Source organism: Brevibacterium sp. Z349TD_9, from assembly GCF_056173565.1.
In genome coordinates this window covers 3,383,425-3,403,265 of the sequence record NZ_CM149680.1, presented here as the reverse complement: position 1 = coordinate 3,403,265, position 19,841 = coordinate 3,383,425, and the positions used below count along the sequence as shown (strand labels likewise).

At 68.5% G+C, this 19,841-nt stretch carries 17 protein-coding genes and 1 tRNA gene; 5 read left to right on the top strand and 13 right to left on the bottom strand.

Annotated elements, in window-relative coordinates; genetic code table 11:
* Positions 1-11 precede the first annotated feature (11 nt).
* From AC0VYB_RS15780 to AC0VYB_RS15770, 3 genes are all read left to right on the top strand, one after another.
* A complete protein-coding gene (locus AC0VYB_RS15780) occupies positions 12-1,487 on the top strand; it encodes an aspartate aminotransferase family protein (RefSeq protein WP_009381074.1) in 1,476 nt (491 codons plus the stop codon).
* Positions 1,488-1,779: 292 nt separating this feature from the next.
* Positions 1,780-3,225, top strand: coding sequence for an inorganic phosphate transporter (locus AC0VYB_RS15775; RefSeq protein WP_009381073.1), 1,446 nt, complete (start codon positions 1,780-1,782; stop codon positions 3,223-3,225).
* Positions 3,222-3,455 (top strand): hypothetical protein, encoded by a 234-nt coding sequence (locus AC0VYB_RS15770; protein WP_009381072.1) that lies wholly within the window; start codon positions 3,222-3,224, stop codon positions 3,453-3,455. The genes AC0VYB_RS15775 and AC0VYB_RS15770 overlap by 4 nt, the downstream gene beginning before the upstream one ends.
* Before the next feature lie 684 nt (positions 3,456-4,139).
* On the opposite strand, the gene AC0VYB_RS15765 is transcribed toward AC0VYB_RS15770, so the two are convergent.
* Positions 4,140-5,972 carry a phosphoenolpyruvate carboxykinase (GTP) gene (locus tag AC0VYB_RS15765; protein WP_063250606.1) on the bottom strand — a complete coding sequence of 611 codons (1,833 nt, stop codon included), beginning with the start codon at positions 5,970-5,972 and terminating at the stop codon, positions 4,140-4,142.
* Between the two features lie 186 nt (positions 5,973-6,158).
* On the opposite strand from AC0VYB_RS15765, the gene AC0VYB_RS15760 reads away from it, so the two are divergent.
* Together AC0VYB_RS15760 and AC0VYB_RS15755 are read left to right on the top strand one after the other, a co-directional pair.
* A complete protein-coding gene (locus AC0VYB_RS15760) occupies positions 6,159-6,284 on the top strand; it encodes a hypothetical protein (RefSeq protein ID WP_258403367.1) in 126 nt (41 codons plus the stop codon).
* 116 nt (positions 6,285-6,400) lie between these two features.
* Positions 6,401-6,476, top strand: a tRNA-Arg gene (locus AC0VYB_RS15755).
* 131 nt (positions 6,477-6,607) lie between these two features.
* Here the strand turns inward: AC0VYB_RS15755 and AC0VYB_RS15750 are convergent.
* The 12 genes from AC0VYB_RS15750 to AC0VYB_RS15695 all read right to left on the bottom strand — a co-directional run bounded on the left by AC0VYB_RS15750 (position 6,608) and on the right by AC0VYB_RS15695 (position 19,823).
* Positions 6,608-6,967 carry a universal stress protein gene (locus tag AC0VYB_RS15750; RefSeq protein ID WP_095376368.1) on the bottom strand — a complete coding sequence of 120 codons (360 nt, stop codon included), beginning with the start codon at positions 6,965-6,967 and terminating at the stop codon, positions 6,608-6,610.
* A 57-nt stretch (positions 6,968-7,024) separates the two neighbouring features.
* Positions 7,025-8,440 carry a sugar porter family MFS transporter gene (locus tag AC0VYB_RS15745; RefSeq protein WP_475384832.1) on the bottom strand — a complete coding sequence of 472 codons (1,416 nt, stop codon included), beginning with the start codon at positions 8,438-8,440 and terminating at the stop codon, positions 7,025-7,027.
* 179 nt (positions 8,441-8,619) lie between these two features.
* Entirely contained in the window at positions 8,620-9,504 is an 885-nt protein-coding gene (locus tag AC0VYB_RS15740; RefSeq protein WP_259862216.1) for a sugar phosphate isomerase/epimerase family protein, read from the bottom strand.
* 10 nt (positions 9,505-9,514) lie between these two features.
* Entirely contained in the window at positions 9,515-10,531 is a 1,017-nt protein-coding gene (locus tag AC0VYB_RS15735) for a Gfo/Idh/MocA family protein (protein ID WP_475384831.1), read from the bottom strand.
* A gap of 61 nt (positions 10,532-10,592) precedes the next feature.
* Complete coding sequence (locus tag AC0VYB_RS15730) at positions 10,593-11,522, bottom strand: sugar phosphate isomerase/epimerase family protein (protein WP_009381064.1); 930 nt, start codon at positions 11,520-11,522, stop codon at positions 10,593-10,595.
* A 62-nt stretch (positions 11,523-11,584) separates the two neighbouring features.
* A complete protein-coding gene (gene iolD / locus AC0VYB_RS15725) occupies positions 11,585-13,486 on the bottom strand; it encodes a 3D-(3,5/4)-trihydroxycyclohexane-1,2-dione acylhydrolase (decyclizing) (RefSeq protein ID WP_009381062.1) in 1,902 nt (633 codons plus the stop codon).
* Positions 13,483-14,469 carry a 5-deoxy-glucuronate isomerase gene (iolB, locus tag AC0VYB_RS15720; protein ID WP_009381060.1) on the bottom strand — a complete coding sequence of 329 codons (987 nt, stop codon included), beginning with the start codon at positions 14,467-14,469 and terminating at the stop codon, positions 13,483-13,485. Before iolB ends, iolD begins: the two co-directional genes overlap by 4 nt.
* A complete protein-coding gene (locus AC0VYB_RS15715) occupies positions 14,466-15,377 on the bottom strand; it encodes a Cgl0159 family (beta/alpha)8-fold protein (RefSeq protein WP_009381058.1) in 912 nt (303 codons plus the stop codon). Before AC0VYB_RS15715 ends, iolB begins: the two co-directional genes overlap by 4 nt.
* The gene (iolC, locus tag AC0VYB_RS15710; RefSeq protein WP_475384830.1) at positions 15,377-16,567 is read right to left on the bottom strand and encodes a 5-dehydro-2-deoxygluconokinase; all 1,191 of its coding nucleotides are present in this window, start codon (positions 16,565-16,567) and stop codon (positions 15,377-15,379) included. The genes AC0VYB_RS15715 and iolC overlap by 1 nt, the downstream gene beginning before the upstream one ends.
* Before the next feature lie 274 nt (positions 16,568-16,841).
* A complete protein-coding gene (locus AC0VYB_RS15705; RefSeq protein ID WP_009381048.1) occupies positions 16,842-17,609 on the bottom strand; it encodes a GntR family transcriptional regulator in 768 nt (255 codons plus the stop codon).
* A 40-nt stretch (positions 17,610-17,649) separates the two neighbouring features.
* A complete protein-coding gene (locus tag AC0VYB_RS15700) occupies positions 17,650-18,642 on the bottom strand; it encodes a sugar phosphate isomerase/epimerase family protein (protein ID WP_009381045.1) in 993 nt (330 codons plus the stop codon).
* Positions 18,639-19,823 carry a Gfo/Idh/MocA family protein gene (locus tag AC0VYB_RS15695; RefSeq protein ID WP_009381044.1) on the bottom strand — a complete coding sequence of 395 codons (1,185 nt, stop codon included), beginning with the start codon at positions 19,821-19,823 and terminating at the stop codon, positions 18,639-18,641. The genes AC0VYB_RS15700 and AC0VYB_RS15695 overlap by 4 nt, the downstream gene beginning before the upstream one ends.
* Between the last annotated feature and the right edge of the window lie 18 nt (positions 19,824-19,841).

The window sequence follows — 19,841 nt, the reverse complement described above, 5'->3', positions numbered from 1 at the left end:
AGGACACGACGATGACGACGACGATCGATCCGACAGGGTCCGCAGCGGACACGGCGGCGCTGGCTGCGAACCAGGAGACTGCGACCACGAACGCCGCAGCCCGCACCGAGGCACCCGGCACCGAGGCGCCCCGCCTCGAGGGACCCACCGAGGAGCAGCTCGCTGCCGGGCGGCGCGCCCACGAGCTCGACCGGGCCCACGTCTTCCATTCGTGGCAGGCACAGGGACCGTTCGCCCCGATGACCGTCGTCGCGGCCGAGGGCTCGTACGTCTGGGACGGCGAGGGTCGGAAGCTCCTCGACTTCTCCTCGCAGCTGGTGAACACGAACATCGGCCACCAGCACCCCGCAGTGGTCGCCGCCATTCAGGAGCAGGCGGGCCGGCTGTGCACGATCGCACCCCAGCACGTCAACGACGCCCGCTCGGAGGCCGCCCGCCTCATCGCCGAGCTCGCCCCCGGCGATCTCGACCACGTGTTCTTCACCAACGGGGGAGCGGATGCGAACGAGCACGCGATCCGCATGGCGCGCCTGCACACGGGCCGGACGAAGGTCCTCTCCGCCTACCGCAGCTACCACGGCGGCACTCAGCTCGCCGTCAACGTCACCGGGGATCCGCGCCGCTTCCCCAACGACTACTCGGCTGAGGGCGTCGTCCACTTCATGCCCGCCTATCAGTACCGTTCGTACTTCGGCTCGACCACCGAGGCGGAGGAGACCGAGCGCGCGCTGCGCCACCTCGAGGACCTCATCGTCCTCGAGGGCCCGGCGAACATCGCGGCCCTCGTCCTCGAGACCGTGCCCGGAACCGCCGGCATCTACGGCCCGCCCGCCGGCTACCTCGCGGGCGTGCGGGAGCTGACCCGGCGCTACGGCATCGTCTACATCGCCGACGAGGTCATGGCCGGGTTCGGCCGGACGGGACGCTGGTTCGCCGTCGCTCGTTGGGACGTCACCCCCGACCTCCTCACCTTCGCCAAGGGTGTGAACTCCGGCTACGTCCCGCTCGGCGGGGTCGCGATCTCGGAGGCGATCTACGAGACCTTCCGCGACCGTGCCTACCCCGGCGGGCTGACGTACTCCGGGCACCCGCTCGCGTGCGCGGCGGCGGTGGCGACGATCGGGGCGATGCGTGAGGAGGGGATGGTCGAGAACGCCGACCGCCTCGGCACCGAGGTGATCGGTCCCGCCCTGCGCGAGCTCGCCGAGCGCCACCCTTCCGTCGGCGACGTCCGGGGGATGGGCTGCTTCTGGGCCGTCGAGCTTGTCCGGACCCGGGAGACGAAGGAGCCGCTCGCCGCCTACGGCGGATCGTCTGAGGAGATGAACGCGGTCATCGCCGCCCTCAAGGCGGGTGGTGTGCTCCCGTTCGCGAACTTCAACCGCATCCACATCGTGCCCCCGCTCAACACCCCCGACGCCGATGTCCGCCGCGGCCTCGAGGCCCTCGATCGGGCGCTGGCCGTCGCCGACGGATACGTGCACTGAATCGGACGCTGGGACCCGGCGGCCGCCTCGGCGGGGTCGTTCCGGCACCGAACGACCGGTGCGCTGGAACCCGGCGGCCGCCTCGGCGGGATGTGAGAGCTGATACATCGTCCCTGCGGCTGCAGGTATTGACCCAGTTCGCAGATGAACGGAAGATGAATGGGGTGACTGCAGGCTGAAGGCTGTGTGAAGCTTCGGCGTCTCACGTTGTAGACTCACACGTGTTTGAGGCCGCTGCCTGGCAGTGCGTTCAATCCCCGGTCCCCGTTGTGTCTACATCCAAGGTCGCTGAGTGGAAATCATCTTCGTCGTCGTGCTCGTCGTCGCACTGGCACTCTTCTTCGACTTCACCAACGGCTTTCACGATACGGCCAACGCGATGGCCACGCCGATCGCCACGGGCGCGATCAAGCCGAGGGCCGCCGTCACCCTCGCCGCGATCCTCAACCTCGTCGGCGCCTTCCTCTCCACCGAGGTGGCGAAGACGATCTCCGGGGGCATCATCCGCGAAGGCGAGGGCGGGGTCCAGATCACTCCGGACTTCATCCTCGCCGGCCTCATCGGCGCGATCATCTGGAACATGGCGACGTGGCGGTTCGGACTGCCGTCGTCGTCCTCGCACGCGCTCTTCGGCGGCCTCATCGGTGCGGCCATCGTCGGTGCGGGCCTGAACTCGGTCGACTTCGGGGTCTTCCTCTCCAAGGTCGTCATCCCGGCGATCGCCGCGCCGCTCATCGCCGGCATCAGCGCCTACCTGTGCACGCGTCTCGCGTACTACATCACCCGCCGCAACGGCGACGGACAGACCGCGCACCGGGCGCCGTTCAAGTACGGGCAGATCTTCAGCTCCTCGCTCGTTGCGCTCGCCCACGGCACGAACGATGCTCAGAAGACGATGGGCGTCATCACCCTCGTCCTCATCTCCGCGAACCTCCAGGCGCAGGGCACCGGCCCGCAGTTCTGGGTCATCGCCACGTGTGCCTTCGCGATCGCCTTCGGCACCTACGTCGGCGGATGGCGGATCATCGACACGCTCGGCACGAAGCTCACCACCGTCAAGCCCGCACAGGGGCTGTCCGCCGAGACCTCGACCGCCGCTGCGATCCTCGCCTCCTCGCACCTCGGCTTCGCCCTGTCGACGACGCAGGTCGCCTCCGGTTCGGTGCTCGGGTCGGGTCTCGGCCGCAAGGGTGCCGACGTCCGGTGGTCGACGGCCGGACGCATCGCCTCGGGCTGGCTGCTGACGATCCCGGCCGCGGGCATCGTCGGTGCGGCCGCGGCCGGTGTCGCCCACCTGGGGCTGTTCGGCGTTCTTATCGACACCGCCGTCGCCGTCGTAGCCGTTCTCTGGATCTACCTCAGCTCCCGCCAGGACAAGACTGCCGAGATCTCGAACTTCGACACCGTCGGCGAGGCCGTCAACATCCGCGGCCGCAAGCGCAAGCTGCGCCAGGATCGCAACCGCAAGCGCGCCGAGGCGCGTCGTGAGGCCCGCACCGAGGCGCAGACGAAGAAGGACGCGGAGAAGAAGAGCCGGAAGTCCCAGGCGCGTCGCACTGCGGCGGCCAACGGGAACGGCGCTGTGAACGGCGCTGTGACGACCGATGCCGTCTCGAAGGGGGCTGTCGCCGGCACGGCGAGGAGCACTGGCTCCGCAACGGACGTCCGGGCGACAGGCACGTCGGCTGCCGACGCATCGAGGCAAGACTCCGATGCTGACAAGGGAGGCGCCAAATGATCGAGTGGAGCTCGTTCGCCATCGTGGCGATTGCGACGTGGTTCTCGTCGCTCGTCGTCATCGGACTGTTCTCGACCGCGGTGCGCATGCGCGCGGTCCACATCGATCAGGTCGCCGAGGGCCACGGCAACCCGCTGCTCAAGGCCGGATACTGGGCCGTCTTCGCACTCTGCGGTGCGCTTGTCCTCTTCGGGGTCTACCTCATCGTCCCCGTCCTCCACGGCGCCTGAGCGCTCCCGCCGCGGACTTCGCCGGGTCGCCTGTCGTCGCTGACATGCGGGCGCTCAGCCTGAGCTCCTCCCGAGACACAGCTCGAACCCCCCGTACCCGCAGTCGCACGCCGCACCCTTAGCGTCACTCCGCACCCGTTGCGCGGCGTCGCACCCGTGGCGCTGCTTCGCACCGGCAGTCGCACGAACAACCTCGAGCACGACACCCCTGCGCCGCAGCGTTACGTCCTACGTTTGCAAGCGTAGGATTTGCAACTCCGAGGAGTGGTGCACGCATGGTGCAGTGTCGCCGTGCTGCCGCGCCGGCCACATCCCACCGTCGGCATCGATTCACACCCCAAGCGACGCTTCGCACCCGCAGCTGAACGAACAACCTCGAGCGCGCCACCCCCTCGCTGGAGCGCTGATTCCTCCCCTTGCACCGGGATGAATTGCCGCTTCGGGGAGGGGGCAACGGGAGGCGGCCCGGCACTGCGGAGGCCGCCCGGCCAAGGCTGCCACCCGACGCCGCCCGGAACCCCCGACCGACGTCGAACACGACGATCCCCCGACCACCTCGGCGGTGATCGGGGGATCGTCGGTGTCAGTGCGACGCCGTGAGGCTCAGCGGTTCACGTGAACCGCTGCCACACATCCGCACCGCTGAGCACTGCACGTGCTCAGCGACTCACGCAGATCAGCACTTCAGGCAAGGCCGAGGCGCTCGCGGAGGCTGTCGACCTCGGCGCGGAGTTCGGCCGGAACCGAATCACCGAGCTCGGCGTACCACTCTTCGATCGAGGCGAGCTCGGTCTCCCACTCCTCGGGCTTGATCGCGAGCGCCTTGCGCAGCTGCTCCGCGGTGAAGTCGAGGCCCTCGGTGTCGAGTGCGCCCTCAGCCGGGGTGAAGCCGAGCGGGGACTCGACAGCGTCGGCGGTGCCGGCGACGCGCTCGAAGACCCACTTGAGGACACGCGAGTTCTCGGAGAACCCGGGCCACAGGAACGAGTTGTCGTCATCGCGACGGAACCAGTTGACGTAGAAGATCTTCGGCAGCTTCGCACCCTCGGTCTGGCCGATGTTGAGCCAGTGCTGGAGGTAGTCGCCGACGTTGTAGCCGATGAACGGACGCATCGCCATGGGGTCACGACGGACGACGCCGACGGCACCGGTGGCTGCCGCGGTGGTCTCCGAGGAGAGCACCGAGCCCATGAACACACCGTGGTTCCAGTCGCGGGTCTCGGTGACCAGCGGCATCGTCGTCTTGCGGCGTCCGCCGAAGAGGATCGCCGAGATCGGTACGCCGTTGGGGTTCTGCCACTCGGGAGCGAGCGTGGGAACGTTGGCGATCGGGGTGCAGAAGCGCGAGTTCGGGTGCGCGGCCGGGGTCTCCGAGTCCGGAGTCCAGTCGTTGCCCCGCCAGTCGGTGAGGTGCGCGGGCTTCTCGTCGGTCTTGCCCTCCCACCACACGTCGCCGTCGTCGGTGAGCGCGACGTTCGTGAAGATGTTGCCGCCGGCCTCGATCGCGTGCATCGCGGTCGGGTTGGTCGAGTAGCCGGTACCCGGCGCGACGCCGAAGAGGCCGAACTCGGGGTTGACGGCGTAGAGTTGGCCGTCCTCGCCGAAGCGCATCCACGCGATGTCGTCACCGAGTGTCTCGGCCTTCCAGCCGGGGATCGTCGGCTCGATCATGGCGAGGTTGGTCTTGCCGCAGGCCGAGGGGAACGCGGCGGCGATGTACTTGACCTGGCCCTCCGGGTTCGTCAGCTTGAGGATGAGCATGTGCTCGGCCAGCCAGCCCTCGTCGTGGGCGATCGCCGAGGCGATGCGCAGTGCGTAGCACTTCTTGCCGAGCAGCGCGTTGCCGCCGTAGCCGGAGCCGAACGACCAGATCGAGCGCTCCTCGGGGAAGTGGGTGATGTACTTCGTCGAGTTGTTCGGCCAAGCGACATCGGCCTCGCCCTCAGCGAGCGGGGCGCCCACCGAGTGGACGCACTCGACGAAGTCCGCGTCCTGCGCATCGATCGCGTCGAGGGCGTACTTGCCCGAGCGAGCCATGATGAGCATCGAGAGCACGACGTAGGGCGAGTCGGTGACCTCGATGCCGAACATCGGCTGATCCGCCTCGGCGAGGCCCATGACGAAGGGGATGACGTACATCGTGCGTCCGCGCATCGAGCCGTCGAAGAGACCGTTGAGGGTCTCCTTCATCTCCGCGGGGGCGACCCAGTTGTTGAGCGCGCCGGCGTCCTTCTCGTCGACCGAGCAGATGTAGGTGCGGTCCTCGACGCGGGCGACGTCCTCGGGATCCGAGGCGGCGTAGTAGGAGTCCTTCGTGCCGGTGAGGCGCACGAGCGTGCCGGCATCGACGAGCTGCTGCGTGATGAGGTCCCGCTGACCCTCGGAGCCGTCGATCCACACGATCTCGTCGGGGGTGGTGAGGGTGGCGATCCGGCTGACGAACGAAAGCACCTTCTCGTTCTTCGTGGGGGCGTTCTTCAGCTGGTCAGCGACGACGTCATGGTCGAGGACTGTCATGAGTGGTCTCCTGGTGTATCGGGGGTTTCGCGACGGATGTCGGAGGGCGGTACATCTCCACGGTAGGGTGGGCGCAATGGTGAAGATCACCGAATATCGCCGCTCGAAGATGTGCATTGGAACACAACCAGGGCACTTGTGACTTATTCTCGTCAAGCACATGCCGTGTTTTTGCAGAAGTGTGACGTGAAGTTTCAGATCGATGATCTGCTTGAAAACTGGATCATCGATTTCCTCGCCGAGGCGGTCAACCGTCCCGTGCGTCCCCTTTGGCAGCCGTCCGGCGGAGCGGATTCCTGCGGTCAGCGCTGAACGTTGCGGCGGAAGTCGCCCGAAACTGTGGCGAAGGGCACTGGTCGGAGATTTGAGGTCGGATCGGCATCGTGTGTATAGTTGATCGAGTTGCAGGGCGGGAGCCCGGTGACGATGCGCCACTAGCTCAACGGATAGAGCATCTGACTACGGATCAGAAGGTTGGGGGTTCGAATCCCTCGTGGCGCACCACGAAAGGCCCCTCACCAGGAGAGATTCCGGTGAGGGGCCTTCGTCATGTCCGCGTCGTCCGCCCCTAGGACCCCACCACTGACTCCGACGCTGATGGGGCCGGCGCATCACTGGCAGAACGCCCGGGGTGATCAGGCTTTGACCGCGAGCACCGGCACCGGCGAGTCGAGGAGCAGCCGCTGACTCACCGAGCCCATGAGGGCCTTGCCGACCCGGGAACGGCGCTTCATGCCGATGACGAGGCGCGCGATGTCGTCGCGTTCCTCGAGTTCGTCGAGGACCGCCTCGGCGGGATCACGATCACCGCGCCCCTGCCGCCCGACGAGCTCGTACGGCACTTCGGAGGCGTCGAGCACGGTCGTGTCGAAATCGGACTGGATACCCAGCGGGACGACGACGAGGTTCGTGTCGAAATGCCGGGCTTCGCCGATCGCGGCCGTGACGGCTGCGTCGGCTGAGGCGTTGTCGGGGACTGCCACCATGATGGCCATGGTCACTCCTTGGATGCTCGGTGGGCTGGGATGTGTCATCGAGGATACTCGGGACCCTCAGCGACCGTACTTCGTGCGGAACTCCTCCTCGAGGTCCTCGAGGGTCTTGTTTCTGGTTTCGGGGACCATGAAGTAGATGAAGATGAGGGCGAGAACTCCGAGGCCGGCGAACATGAAGAACGTGTTCGCGATCCCCATGCCGGCGACGACGCTGGGGAAGAACTGGGCGACGGCGGCATTGGCCATCCACAGCGCGAAGACGCAGATGCCCATCGCGAACGAGCGGATCTTCAGCGGGAAGATCTCAGCGAGCATGAGCCACACGAGCGGCCCGAGCGTGCCCTGCATCGAGAAGACGAAGAGGACGACGAAGACGAGGATCGCGTACGCCTTGAACTGCCCGTCCGGGAGGAACACCGCGGAGAGGCCGATGAGGAGGTGGAAGGTGCTCGTGAGAGTGAACCCGCCGAGCAGCATGACCCGCCGAGGCAGCTTGTTGATGAGCATGATGCCGACGGTGACGCCGAGGACGGAGAAGAGTCCGTTGAAGGTGTTCGCAATGATTGCGGCGTCGGCGGAGAAACCGGCATCGGTGAGCAGCTGGGTGCCGTAGTACATCACCGAGTTGATGCCGGTGAGCTGCTGGGCGATGCCGAGGCCGACACCGATGATGACGAGGCGCAGCACCCACTTCGAGGCGAGGTCGGACAGTCCGCCCGTCTTCGACTTCTCCTCCTCCTCGGCGAGCAGCTCGACCTCCTTCATCTCCGCCTCGGCGCGTTCGGTCGAGCGGACCTGTTTGAGCACCTCGAACGCCTGGTCGTCACGGTGTTTCGAGATCAGCCAGCGCGGGCTCTCGGGGAGGAAGAGCATGCCGATGAGCAGAGCGATCGCTGGCAGCACGGCGACGGCGAGCATGTACCGCCACACGCCCTCGTGCTCTCCCCAGATGTTCAAGATGATCGCGTTGATGACGAAGGCCGCGAACTGACCGACGACGATCATCACCTCGTTGCGGGTCACCAGCGAACCTCGCCGTTCGAAAGGGGCGAGCTCGGCGAGGTAGACCGGTACTGTCGTCGACGCAGCGCCGACGGCGAGACCGAGGAAGAACCGGGCACCGGCGAGGAACTGCCAGTTCGGTGCGAGCGCGCACGCAAGCGTGCCGACGATGAAGAACGTCGCGAGCAGGAGGATGTTCGACCGCCTGCCGAAGGCATCGGAGAGCCGCCCACCGATGACGGCGCCGAAAGCGGCCCCGATCGTGAGGAAGCTGACGACGATCCCCTCGGTGCGCGGGGTGAGCCCGAAGTCCTGGGTGAGCGGCTCGAGGGCACCGTTGACGACGCCGGTGTCGTAGCCGAAGAGCAGACCGCCGAAGGTGGCGACGACGGCGATGATCCCCAACCGGGAGGTGTGCGGACCTTTGGTGTCAGGGGGCAGGTCCACGAGTGACTTCTGTTGACCGCTCATGGCGTTCACTCTCCTTTGAATGACTCAGTGAATGGTGCTGAATGACTCGGTGAATGGTGCGGTTCGGATGTGCGCGGGCGCACGTCGGGTAGGGCGATGTCCGCCAGCCTCAGGCGATGGGTGAGCCTGTGCTCGTTCGGATCGGCGGCCGATGTGTCAGGCGGCCCTGGGGGTTCTCGTCAGTCGGCATCACCTCGATGTCCGGCGACGAGCTCGTCGATCGCCTGCTTCTGGTACCGGCTGACGGTGTCGTTGTTCTCGTTCTCCCCGAAGACGTTGGAGACGATGAGCGCATCCTCCCGGTCGAGGAATCCTGCCGTCCCCAGGGTCGCGAAGAGGGCGTCGAAGTCGACGTCCCCGTCGCCCACCTTGAGGTGCTGGTGCACCCTCGCCGAGGTGGTCGGCGGGTTCGCGATGTACCGCAGCCCGTGTGAGGCCCGGTGGTCGTAGGCGTCGGAGATGTAGACCGCGCGGAGGCGGTCGCCGAGTTCGGGGACGAGCGTGTCAAGGCAGTCGCCGTAGTGGAAGGTGTGCGGGGCGACGTAGACGAAGCCGATGGCGCCCGAATCGAGCCCGCGCAGCACCCGCCACGCCTCGTGGCCGTCCTCGACGAAGTCGTCGGGGTGGGGGTCGAAGTTGAGCCTGAGGCCCTCGCGTTCGACGCGGGGCAGCAGCTCGTCCATCGACCGGTAGAACGATTCCTCGGAGTCCTCAAAGGATTCGGGGCGGCCGCTGAACTCGGTGTTGATCGTGCCCACGCCGAGGTCGACGGCGATGTCGATGACGCGGTCGAAGTTCTTCACCGCAGCCTGCCGTTTCGCCTCATCGGGCCACGCGATCCGCTGCACGGGCAGGAGCGCCGGTACGGTGATGCCGGCGGCGTCGACGCTGCGGGCGAAGCGCTTGATGAGGTCGCGGTCCATCTTCGGGTACCGGAAGTGCGTCGCGAAGTCCGGATGCGGGGTGAGCTGCATGTGCTCGAACCCGAGGTCGGCGGTGGCTGCGGCGAAGTCGAGCAGCCTGTGCGTGTGGTGGAGCGGGGTCGGGTCGTAGGCGATCTTCAACGTCTGCTCCTCACGCGTAGAACGCCGGGGTCGGCGGAACGTCGATCGTGCGCTGACCGCCGCTGCCCAGCGAGGCGACTCCCTCCTGGCAGGCGACGGCGACCCGGTATCCGTCCCACGCTGACGGACCGGTCGTCGTGCCCGCCCGGGAGGCGTCGACCCAGGCTTGGACCTGTGCATCGTAGGCGGTGGCGAACCGGGTGGTGAAGTCGGCGTGCTCGCCCATCGAGAAGCGGCCCGCGTGCCAGGTCTGGAGTCCGGTGGGCTCGCCGATGCGGGCGATGCCGGAGGAGAACACCGCCTCGGTGGACACCTGGTAGCCGAACTGGACGCTGACGTTCATTTCGAGGTCGACGAGGACCCCGTTCTCGAGTTCCATGAGCACGAGGATCGGTTCACGCAGGCACTCAGGCGTGAGCGGATTGCGGCGGGCGAACTTGACCTCGACGGATCTGATCGGCGATCCGGCGAGCCACGGGACGATGTCGAACTCGTGGACGACGGAGTCGGTGATGAGCGATTCCTGCTGGTAGGAGTCGGGGACGACCGCGTTGCGGTGGGCGCACCGGAGCATGAGCAGCTCCCCGGTCTCACCCGATTCGACGAGACCGCGCAGCTGCCGGTATTCGGGGTCGAAGCGGCGCATGAACCCGACCTGGATGAGCCTGCGCCCGCCTGCCTGTTCGGCCTCGAGGACGCGCAGCGAGGATTCGGGGTCGGGAGTGAGCGGCTTCTCGCACAGGGTCGGGATTCCGGCCTCGATCGCCGGCAGGAGCACCGGCTCATGGAGGAAGCCGGGGGTGGCGATGAGCAGACCGTCGACGGCACCCGCATCGAGGGCGTCCTCGACCCGGGTGAAGGCCTGCGCGGCCGGAGCATCGCCGAGCGCCGCCTGGGCCCGGCCCGTGTCGGGTTCAATGACGGCCGAGACGTTCGCTCCGCTGATCGAGCGGGTGATGCGCCGGATGTGGTCGGCGCCCATCATCCCGGCGCCGACGACGCCGATGCGGAAGTCCTGTGCGTTCATGCTCGCTCCTTGCGATTGTGCTCTCGCCGAGGTGGCTGTCGGTGTCGACATGATCGTGTCCTCAGTGGTCGGTGGCGGCGGACGGGGTCGAGGCGAGGATCGTCTGCAGCGTCCGCTCGGCGATGGGGTAGGGGGCGTCGACGCTGCAGCCGAACATGTCCTGTTCGACGATGGCGAAGGTGTTCGGGTCGAGGGCGGCGACGGCCTCGATGATCGGATCGAGCGGCGGGATCCCCTGGTTCGGTTCGACCATGATTCCCTCGGCGACCGCCTCGGCGAAGGGCTGATCTGACTTGAGGACGTCCCAGATCCTCACCGGGTCGACCTGCTTGAGGTGGAGGTAGCCGATCCGGGAGGGATGGTCCTCGATGAGCCGCAGGTTGTCCCCGCCGTAGTAGGAGAAGTGGCCGGTGTCGAGGCAGAGGTTGGTGAAGCGCTCGTCGGTGAGTTCGAGGAACCGTTCGACCTCGGAGTGGGTGCCGACGTGGGAGTCGGCGTGCGAATGGAACTGCTGGTGGAGGCCGTACTCCTCCTCGAGCGCCTTGCCGAGGGCGTCGTGGCCGGCGGCGAGACGCTGCCAGCCCTCCGCGTCGAGGGTGCGGGCTTCGAGGACTTCGCTGGTGGCGTCCGAGCGCCACAGGTCGGGGATGACGACGATGTGCTCGCCGCCGAGGGCCGCAGTGAGCTTCGCGACGCGTTCGACCTGCTCCCAGGCCCGGGCGAACTGGTCGCCCGACTTGTGGAAGCCGGTGAAGACCGTTCCGCCGGAGAGTTTGAGGCCGCGGCTGCCGAGCTCCTCGCCGAGCTGTGCGGGATCGGTGGGAAGGTAGCCGTAGGGTCCGAGTTCGATCCACGTGTACCCGGCCTCGGCGACCTCGTCGAGGAACCGCTGCCAGGGCACCTGGCCGGGATGGTCGGGGAACCACACGCCCCACGAGTCGGGGGCGGTGCCGATGCGCAGCGGTTGCGTTGCCGCCGTCGAGGTGGTCATGGTGGGTGTCCTTCGTGTGCGGTCGGGTGCGGTGGCCTGTGGGCTGGTGTCGAGTGCAGTGCTCACAACAGCGGCCTCTGCTTCTTGACGGCGATCTCGTACTCGTCGCGGGCAGCCTGGGTGTCGCCCATCGTCGAGACCTCGGCGACGGGGACATCCCACCAGCCTTCACCGTCGGGGGCGTAGACGAGAGGATCGGAATGGATGTGGATGAGCGTCGAGGTCTCCGCCTCCCTGGCTGCGGCGACCGCCTCGGCCAGCCGCGTGCTCGCATCCGGTCCCGGGTCGATCTCGACGACGTCGATGCCGTACGACCGGGCGTTGGCGGCGAGATCGACGGGGAGGACCTCGTCGGTGCGGAAGTCGCTCGCCTCGGCGTCGTACTTCCGGTACCACGTGCCGAACCGGGGTGCGCCCACGGTCTCGGAGAGGTGGCCGATCGAGGCGAAGCCGTGGTTCTGGATGAGGACGACGATGAGCTTGAGCCCTTCGGCGACCGCGGTGACGAGTTCCGTGTGGAGCATGAGGTACGACCCGTCGCCGACCATGACGATCGCCTCCCGGTCCTCACCGGCGGCGTCGATCGCGCGGCGGACGCCGAGCCCGCCGGCGATCTCGTAGCCCATGCACGAGAACGCGTACTCGACGTGGTAGCCGAGCGGATCGTTCGTGCGCCAGAGCTTCTGCAGGTCACCGGGTAGGGAACCGGCTGCCTGGATGACGACGTCGCGGGGACCGGCGGCGGTGTTGACCGCCCCGATGACCTCGGCCTGACCGGGCAGCGCGGCATCGGTGGGGGCCGTGGCCTCATCGACGACGGCGATCCAGTCCGTGCGCTCACGGTCGACCCGTGCGCTCAGGTCCTCACTCACCCGGAAATCGCCGAGGTGCTCGTGCAGTCCCCGGATCCCCTCCCTCGCGTCGGCGACGAGGGGGAGGCGACTGCCGTGCTTGAACGCATCGAAGGCGGCGACGTTGAGGTTGACGAAGCGGACCTCCGGGTTCTGGAATACGGTCCGGCTCGCGGTGGTGAAGTCGCTGTAGCGGGTGCCGATGCCGATGACGAGGTCGGCGTCGGCGGCGATCCGGTTCGCTGCGGTCGACCCCGTCGCTCCGATCCCGCCGAGATTGAGGGGGTGATCCCAGTCGAGGACCCCGCCCCCGGCCTGGGTCGTGGCCACGGGGATCCCGGTCGCCTCGGCGAAGGCCCGCAGCTCGTCCTCGGCGTGGGAGTAGAGGACACCGCCTCCGGCGACGATGAGCGGGGTCCGGGACTCGCGGATCGCTGCGACCGCCCGCTCGAGCGGACCGGTCTCCGGCAGGGGCCGGCGCAGGTGCCAGTCGCGTTCGGTGAGGAACTCGGCGGGGACCTCGATGGTCTCGGCCTGGACGTCCTCGGGCAGGGCGATCGTCACCGCCCCGGTCTCGGCGGGGTCGGTGAGCACGCGCATCGCCGTCAGAGCGATCGAGAAGAGCTGCTCGGGCCGGTCGACACGGTCGAAGAACCGGGACAGCGGCCGGAACGCGTCGGTGACCTGCAAGGATGTGTCGTGCGGGTGTTCGAGCTGCTGGAGGACGGGGTCGGCGACGCGAGTGGCGAACGTGTCGGAGGGCAGAAGCAGCGCGGGCATCCGGTTCGATGTCGCCAAGGCCGCCCCGGTGAGCATGTTCGCCGCTCCCGGACCGACCGAGGCCGCCGAGGCGAACGTCGAAAGTCTCCGGTTCATCCGGGCGTAGCCGACGGACTGGTGGACCATCGCCTGTTCGTTCCGCGCCTGGTGGTAAGGCATCGCCCCGGGCTCGTCATGGTGGAGCTGACGCAGCGCCTGACCGATGCCGGCGACATTGCCGTGGCCGAAGATCCCGAAGGTCCCTGCGATCGTGCGCACCCGGGTATCGCCGTCGACCGTGTACTGGCGGGTCAGGAACGTCATCAGCGCCTGCGCGACCGTCATCGTCGTCATCGCCGTTCTCCTCCATCCTCGGTGGTGAACCCGTCGCGTCCGGGTGCGGCGGCGTTTTGAGTGCCTGTGGTGTCCTCATCGCCGGTCGGCTCCGCCGTGTAGGGCAGCCGCGGGTCGAACTCCTCACCCTCCCATTGTTCGCGGACCCAGCCGTGGGCGGGATCGTCGGTGATGAGCCACGCACGGTCGGGGTCGGGGCCCGCCATGACGTTGAGGTAGTAGTTGTCGTAGCCGGGGGCCGCGGCGACGGGGCCGTGGTACCCGTAGGGGACGAGGGCGATGTCGCCGGTGCGCACGATCGCCGAGGTCTCGATCTCCCCGGCCGCCGAGGAGTACGTCGCGAAGAGCGCGAACGGATCGGCCGCAGCCGGGGCGGTCAGACCGCGGGAGACTGCGGATTCGAAGTAGTAGATCTCCTCGAGCCGGGTCTCGGTCCCGGCGATCGCTTCGTCGTGCTTGTGCGGGGGATAGGACGACCAGTTCTCGGCCGGGGTGATGACCTCGCACGCGATGATCTTCACGCAGTCGAGTCCCGCCGGGGTCGCGAAGTTGTGAACCTGTCGGCTCGAGCGCCCGGCCCCGCGCAGCTCGACGGGGACATCGGCCGCAGGCAGGTACTGGACGGGTCGGGTCTCCTCGGTCGGGGCTTCGCACACGGCGATGCGTCCCGAGCCCCTGACCGTCGCGGCGGTGCCGGTGGGCAGGTAGAGGCAGTCGGCAGGACCGTGGAAGACCGAGCGGCGACCGGCGAGGTTCTGCTCCCCGACGATGCCCTCGGGCGCGGAGTACTTCACGGTGAATGTCGGCCCGGACAGGGGCACGAGCACCCGTTCGACCGCCTCGGCGGGGAGGTCGACGGTCGCATCGGCGAGCTCGAGGATCCGCAGGCCGGTGTGCGCCCACCCGGGCAGGGAGGCATCGACGAGGGATTCGCAGGCGCCCGAGCTCAGGGTGTCGCGGCGGTGGAGCCAGTCGTTGATCATGCCGAGGTCCTCTCCGATCCGTGGACGAGTGCGGCCGCCCGGTCGACGGCGGCGCCGACGTCGCCGTCGGCGGGGTAGACGATGGAGCGGCCGATGACGAGGCCGCGGACCCCGGGCAGCGCGAGCGCGGCCTCCCAGCTGCGGAACGTTGCCTCGGGGTCGTCCGAGCGCTCGCCGCCGAGGAGGAGGGTGGGCAGGGTCGTCGCCGCGAGCACTCGGTCCATATCGTCGACGACGGGGATCTTCAGCCATGTGTGCGCCGAGGAGGTGCCGAGGCCCTGGGCGATCCCGATCGAGGTGATGACGGCTTCGGGGGTGAGGATGTTGCGCACCCGATCGTCGGCCCATTCGTTGAGGAAGGGTTCGATCATCACCGGGATGTCCTCGGCTGCACAGTCGTTGACGGCGCGGGCGTTGGCTTCGAGCGCCGATGCGGTCGCCGGGTCACCGAGGTTGATCCGCAGCAGGGTCTTCGCGAGGTCGATGCCGTCGCGGGCCATGCCGGCGGCGGTGTGACCGGTGAAGCGGTCGTCGATCTCGAAGGCCGAGCTGGCGAGGCCGCCGCGGTTCATCGACCCGACGGCGAGCTTGCCTTCGAGGCAGCCGAGGAACGCGAGGTCGTCGAGGACGTCGGGAGTGCCGAGGACGCCGTCGACGCCGGGACGGGAGAGTGCCGTGGCGAGCCGGTTGAGGAGGTCCTCGCGGTCGGCCATGGCCAACCGGTCGTCGCCGACGGCGTTCGCTCCGCGGGCGGGGTGGTCGGCGGCGACGATGAAGAGCTTCGAATCGGCACCGCCGATCGGGCGGCGGGCGCGGGCGGACCACGCGGCGGAGATCGCTGCCGGGTCGTCGAAGCGCGCGTCGCGGAGGCGGGCGAACGCCGCGGGGGAGAGGGTGGGAGTCGGCATCAGCGGTCCTTCGATGTCGAGGCGGCGGGGGTCGAGGGTGAGGTGTGAGCGAGGTCGGCTCCGGCGTTGTCGTTCGCCGAGGCGGTCTGCGTGGTACCGGGGCCACCGACGACGGCGGTCACCTCGGCGGTCGTCGGCATCGCCGTCGAGCACTCCCGACGGGTGGCGACGATGGCACCGGCGACGTTGGCGAAGCGCAGCAGGTACTCGAGATCCCAGCCTTCGAGCAGTCCGAAGCACAGGGCGCCGCCGAAGCCGTCGCCGGCGCCGAGACCGTTGACGACGTCGACGGGATACGGCGGGACCTCGACGCGTTCGTCGACGGTCTTCGCCAGCACGCCCTTGGGTCCCTGCTTGACGATGGCGAGTTCGATGCCGCGCTCGAGCAGGGCGTCGGCGGCGCGGTCGGGGTCGGTCTCGCCGACGGCGATCTCGCACTCCTCCCGGTTGCCGACGGCGACGGTGACGTGGTCGAGGGCTCGGGACACCTCGGCGGTGGCCGTCGCGGGATCGGACCAGAACATCGGGCGGTAGTCGAGGTCGAGGACCGTGTGCTCGGCGCGACCGCGGGCCGCCCAGGCCGCATGGTGGGTCGAACGGCTGGGTTCGACGCTCAGACCCGTGACCGTGGCCCAGAAGATCCGGGCGGTCCGGATCGCGTCGAGGTCGAGATCGGCCTCGGTGAGCGTGAGATCGGGGGCGATCGGGTCGCGGTAGAAGTAGAGGGGGAATTCATCGGGCGGGAAGATCTCGCAGAACGTCACCGGGGTGTTGTGCTCGGTGTCGGTGGCGACGAAACGGTTGTCGACGCCGAGGCGGGTGAGCTCATCGCGGAGGTACCGCCCGAACGGGTCGTCGCCGACGGCGGTGACGATCGCGGAGTTGAGTCCGTAGCGGGCAGCGGCGACGGCGACGTTTGAGGCCGAACCGCCGAGGTATTTGCCGAAGGTCTCGACGCTCTCGAGGCCGACACCGTCCTGGAGCGGGTAGATGTCGACGCCGATGCGCCCGATGCTCACAAGGTCGAACGGGGTGGTGCGCGGGGTCGGCGGAGCGGGAGTCCGGTCGGTCTGCGCGTCGGCCTGCTCGATTCGCGGGTGAGCCGTACCGGTCCGCGGGTGAACCGGCTGCGCGTCAGCCTGCTCGTTCCGCGGGTGATCCTGCGGTGACGGCGAAGGTGTCTGAGTCATGGACGTCGGTTCCCTCCGTGCGGCTGCAGTGCCGCGTGTCTATTTGTCAGGACAAACTATTTGTCATGACAATATCACTCATCGTGCTCTGCGTCACCCCCTTTTTTTGGGGGCGGTTCTGGGGAGTGCTCGCATCCCGGGAGCGGTCGTGAGGCAGCCGCTCGGTTTCGATCCCCCTGGTACGGATCGAACCACCGCGTGCGGATCCACACCGCGCGGTTGCTGCACTCCTCGACGACCACGAGAGTGCCAGCCCCCTCAGCGCCCCCGCCGCTCAGCGCGAGACGAGCGTCGTCTCGAACGAGTAGAGGTCGGGTCGGTAGCAGTGGTCGCCCCATTCGATGATCTGGCCCGAATGGTCGAGCGCGGTCCGGTGCATCGTCAGCAGCGGGGCGCCTGGGGTGATGTCGAGGAGGTCGGCCTCGTCGTCGGCGGCAGCGCGGGCGCCGATCGTCTGATGGGCGACGGAGAAGACGACCCCGCGCTCGCGCAGGGTTTCATAGAGACCGGCGGTGACGAGCTCGGCGGCGGTGATATCGGCGAACGGCTCGGGCAGGACGTTGTGGAGGATCGCGAGCGGCGTCGAGCCGATGAGCCGGAGTCGGCGCAGGTGGAGGGTCGGGGACCCCACCGCCACACCGAGGCGCTCGGCGAATTCCGCGTCCGCCGCCTCGACGCGGTGGCTGAGCACGGTCGTCGCCGGTGCGTTGCCCGACTTCTGCAGGTCCTCGTGGAGGCTCGTGAGATCGACGGCCCGGGCGACGGGGCGTTGGAGGACCTGCGTTCCGACCCCGCGCCGACGCACGAGCAGCCCCTTGTCGACGAGGTCCTGGATCGCCTGCCGGATCGTCGGTCGGGAGAGACCGAGCCGCTCGGCCATCGAGACCTCATTCTCCAGACGGGTGCCCGCGGCGATGTCTCCGGCGGTGATCGCGGCCTCGAGGCGGCGGGCGATCTGGACGTAGAGCGGCGCGGCCCCGGCGGAGCGGTCGAGGGTGCCGAAGAACTCCTCGCTCAGCTCGGTCTCGGGTGCGCGTGCCATGGGGTCCCTGCTTCGTTCCGGTCTCGGTCTGCCCTCGAGCTTACCCGGCGTGATCGCGGGCGGTGAGCAGCACCTCGGCGGCGGTTTCGAGTCCTTCGATCCGCCCCAGCGCCTCGTCCTCGTGTTCGATGTGGACGGCCATGTCGGGGTCGACGGCGGCGAGGGCCGCGACGAACCGATCCCAGAAGTCCTGGTCGTGTCCGCGTCCGAGCGCGACGAAGTCCCAGGCCGAGCCCTCCGGCCATCGGTTGATCGCCGCGCCCCCGCGGATCCGCGTGATCCGGTCCCCGGTGAAGCGCGTGTGCCGGTCGTCGAGGACGCCGTGGACGGCCGCCGCCGGATTGATCCGCACGTCCTTGGCTGCGGCGTGGACGACCCGATCGCCGAGGTGGTCGATCGCGGCGATCGGATCGATCCCTTGCCAGAAGAGGTGGGAGGGGTCCATCTCCGCGCCGATGTTCTCACCCCCGGTGGCGTCGATGAGGCGCTCGAGGGTGGCGGGGTTGAAGACGAGGTTGTGCGGGTGCATCTCGATCGCGATCATCACGCCGCGGTCGGCGGCCCGGCGGTCGAGTTCGCGCCACACGGGCACGGCCCGGGCCCACTGGTCCTCGAGCGTATCGAGGTGCGAGGACTCCCACGGGTTGACGATCCACGTCGGGGTCGCGGCCTCCGCGCGGGCGCCGGGCAGTCCCGACATCGTCACCACCCGGGTCTGACCGAGGCGAGCGGCGACGTCGATGGCGCGTTCGATGTCGGCGAGCGTGGGCGGGCCGATCTCCGGGTTCGGGTCGAGCGGATTGCCGTTGGCGTTGAGGCCCGCCAGGGCGACCCCCGCCTCGGCGAAGGTCGCGAGGTAGTCGTCGCGGGCGGCATCGGAGGTGAGGATGTCGTCGATCGTCGGCATGTGCACGGGAGGGAGGAAGCCGCCGACGTTGATCTCGGCCGCATCGAGGCCGAGATCGCGGATCGCGTTGAGCGCCTCGGGCAGCCCGCGGTCGTGGAGGATGGCCGTGTAGACGCCGAGCCTCATCGGGTGACCTCCTCGGCGACCCCGCCGTTCGCGGCCGAGGCGATGACGGCGTCGCGCACGGCCAGGGCGTGGAGGCCGTCGGCGAAGGTCGCGCACCGCGGGTAGGACTCGGATTCGGGTCGACCGACGACCTCGTCGAGGAAGGCACGGGCCTGGAAGGTGAAGCCGTCGTTCTGACCGATGCCCACGCCTGGGGCGGCCATCGGCACGCCGGTGGCGAAGTAGGGGTGGGCGGGTCCGAGCTGCACGGTCGTCAGTCCGTCGCGGGTGGGATCGCCGGTCGTGTGGCCGAGGGTGATCTCGCCGGGGCGGCGGAAGTCGAAGCCGGCGGATCCGTTCTCGCAGAAGACCTCGATGGCGAAGGTGTTCGGGTGCCCGGCGGCGATGCGCGAGACCTGGAGGGTGCCCGAGCCGGTGCCGAACTCGACGCCGAAGCCTGCGTAGTCGTCGTTGGTCACGGGCTCGTACTCGTCGCTGACTTCGACATGGTCATGACCGGTGACATGGCCGAGGGGAAGCGGGCGTTCGGTGATCGAGGTGTGGAACCGCCCTCCCGAAACCGCGGTGATCGGACCGGCGATGAACTCGACGGAGTCGGTGAGGTGGCTGCCGACGTCGGCGAGTGCCCCGGTGCCGGCACCTCCCTGGTACCGCCAGCTCATCGGCGCGGTCGGCGAGCACGCGTAGTCGGTCCAGTAGTGAGCGTCCACGTGCTGGACGGGCCCGAGAGTGCCGTTCGCGACGAGGTCGGCGATCGCCGCGAGACCCGGGGTGCGGCGGAAGGTGAAGCCGAGACGGGCGATCGTATCCGCGTTCTCGGCGGCGGCGATCATGGCGTCCGCCTCGGGGATCGTATCGGTGAGCGGCTTCTCGCACAGCACGTGCTTGCCGGCGGCGAGGAGCGCCTCGACGATCGGCCTGTGGAGCGAGTTGGCGACGACGACGCTGACGATGTCGATGTCATCGGCGGCGGCGATGTCCTGCCAATCGGTGTCGAAGCGGGAGTAGCCGAAGCGCTCGGCCGTGGTTCGAGCGGCGTCCGGCACGACATCGCAGATCGAGACGAGGTCGATGGTCGGCAGAGTTCCGGTGCCGACGGTCGGGGCGGCCCGCCAGGCGGCGGCATGGGCGCGACCGGCCATGCCGGCTCCGATGACGGCGACGCCGAGTCGTTCGGTCATGACTTCTCCTTCGAAGAC

Excerpts from the sequence above, each read along its gene's own strand:
- AC0VYB_RS15780 (WP_009381074.1), top strand. The coding sequence starts at position 12 with ATGACGACGACGATCGATCCGACAGGGTCCGCAGCGGACACGGCGGCG.
- AC0VYB_RS15750 (WP_095376368.1), bottom strand. The coding sequence starts at position 6,967 with ATGGCCATCATGGTGGCAGTCCCCGACAACGCCTCAGCCGACGCAGCC.
- iolD (WP_009381062.1), bottom strand. The coding sequence starts at position 13,486 with ATGACGACGATGACGGTCGCGCAGGCGCTGATGACGTTCCTGACCCGC.
- iolB (WP_009381060.1), bottom strand. The coding sequence starts at position 14,469 with ATGATCAACGACTGGCTCCACCGCCGCGACACCCTGAGCTCGGGCGCC.
- AC0VYB_RS15695 (WP_009381044.1), bottom strand. The coding sequence starts at position 19,823 with ATGACCGAACGACTCGGCGTCGCCGTCATCGGAGCCGGCATGGCCGGT.
- AC0VYB_RS15735 (WP_475384831.1), bottom strand. The coding sequence starts at position 10,531 with ATGAACGCACAGGACTTCCGCATCGGCGTCGTCGGCGCCGGGATGATG.
- AC0VYB_RS15700 (WP_009381045.1), bottom strand. The coding sequence starts at position 18,642 with ATGAGGCTCGGCGTCTACACGGCCATCCTCCACGACCGCGGGCTGCCC.
- AC0VYB_RS15730 (WP_009381064.1), bottom strand. The coding sequence starts at position 11,522 with ATGACCACCTCGACGGCGGCAACGCAACCGCTGCGCATCGGCACCGCC.
- iolC (WP_475384830.1), bottom strand. The coding sequence starts at position 16,567 with ATGACTCAGACACCTTCGCCGTCACCGCAGGATCACCCGCGGAACGAG.
- AC0VYB_RS15715 (WP_009381058.1), bottom strand. The coding sequence starts at position 15,377 with ATGCCGACTCCCACCCTCTCCCCCGCGGCGTTCGCCCGCCTCCGCGAC.
- AC0VYB_RS15765 (WP_063250606.1), bottom strand. The coding sequence starts at position 5,972 with ATGACAGTCCTCGACCATGACGTCGTCGCTGACCAGCTGAAGAACGCC.
- AC0VYB_RS15705 (WP_009381048.1), bottom strand. The coding sequence starts at position 17,609 with ATGGCACGCGCACCCGAGACCGAGCTGAGCGAGGAGTTCTTCGGCACC.
- AC0VYB_RS15745 (WP_475384832.1), bottom strand. The coding sequence starts at position 8,440 with ATGAGCGGTCAACAGAAGTCACTCGTGGACCTGCCCCCTGACACCAAA.
- AC0VYB_RS15770 (WP_009381072.1), top strand. The coding sequence starts at position 3,222 with ATGATCGAGTGGAGCTCGTTCGCCATCGTGGCGATTGCGACGTGGTTC.